Raw genomic sequence first — 1,306 nt, 5'->3', positions numbered from 1 at the left:
CGAAATTATACGTCCGATATTACGTGGCAAAAACATTCATAAATATTACGCTGAGGTACCAGATCAATGGGTTTTGTATATTCCTTGGCACTTCCCCCTGCATGAGAATGGGGATATAAAAGGCGTATCCACTTTGGCGGAATCCACATTTAAGAGCGGCTACCCATCGGTGTACAATTATTTGCTTAAACATAAAGAGGCGCTCGAAAATAGGAATAAAGCCGAAACTGGAATCAGATATGAATGGTATGCGCTTCAGAGGTTCGGGGCCAATTATTGGAAAGATTTTATGAAAAAGAAAATTGTATGGGGTAATTTATCATTAAGAGGATCTTATGCAATAGTTGACGAGGGTGTATATATAAATGCACCATCTGCGTTTATTCCTACCGATAATTTGTTTTTACTAGCCATACTTAATTCTAAACTTGCAGATTTTTACATTAAACGATTAGGCGTTACAAGAAATGGTGGTTACTTTGAGTATAAACCTATGTTTGTAGAGCAACTTCCAATTCCAAAAGCTCCAAAACATATTCAGGATAACTTCAGCTTCAAAGTCGAGCAATTGTTAGATAGAAATGTTGTTAATAAATCTGAAATAGAAGATGAAATTGATGATATGGTTTGTTTATTATATAATATAACGTTAGAGGAAAAACAATTCATTTATAAGGACGCATTAGCAATTAAATCAATTTCACTGGATGAAAGTTCAAACATATCATAAATTTGATAGTCTAGTTGAACATGCAATTCCAAGCTGAAATGATCATTTAGCCGATCAACCATATCACAGATTTTTGATTCACTTGCTGTCGTTGGTTTGGGTACACAAATCTGATCAATGTACATTTTAATCCAGCGCCTCGTTCCAGCCCCGGAAGTTGCAGCTATTTTATCAAAATACCACTCACATAAACGGGAATTTAAAAAAGCCAAAAGATATTTAAGATGGCTTCCAGTCATAAAAAATATAGTATTGTTTAGATAATAACCATTAGTGTCAAGTGCGAAATTTGGATGATCTGTCAATTCAATCCAAATTAGTTTTTCTTTCTCAAGGTCATCAAGGTAAGCGCAATTTCGAAGATTTGACCAGTGCTTTCCCTGATCTAAACGTTTCACCAATTCATTTTTAAAATTTTCAAGATGTTTGTAGATAATGGGAAAATCATCCTGTACATTGATGGGCGCTACCTCTCTTTCTTTTATACCATTATGTGAATTAATGATCCACTGATTTGCAAACTTAGCATTATACTTCTTTATGTCTCTGCCACGTAAAATCGGACGTATAATTTCG

At 34.5% G+C, this 1,306-nt stretch carries 2 protein-coding genes; one reads left to right on the top strand and one right to left on the bottom strand.

From position 1 onward, the window contains the following. The coding region (locus NPE20_RS26795) for a TaqI-like C-terminal specificity domain-containing protein (protein ID WP_256541793.1) at positions 1-730 on the top strand (730 nt) is incomplete at its 5' end. Here NPE20_RS26795 and NPE20_RS26790 read toward each other — a convergent pair. Further along, positions 670-1,306: TaqI-like C-terminal specificity domain-containing protein (locus NPE20_RS26790; RefSeq protein ID WP_256541792.1), on the bottom strand; the 637-nt coding region annotated here is incomplete at its 5' end. The genes NPE20_RS26795 and NPE20_RS26790 overlap by 61 nt on opposite strands.

This window comes from Mucilaginibacter aquariorum, assembly GCF_024498135.1.
Taxonomy (GTDB): Bacteria; Bacteroidota; Bacteroidia; order Sphingobacteriales; family Sphingobacteriaceae; genus Mucilaginibacter; species Mucilaginibacter aquariorum.
This window is presented reverse-complemented; position numbering and strand designations above follow the sequence as displayed.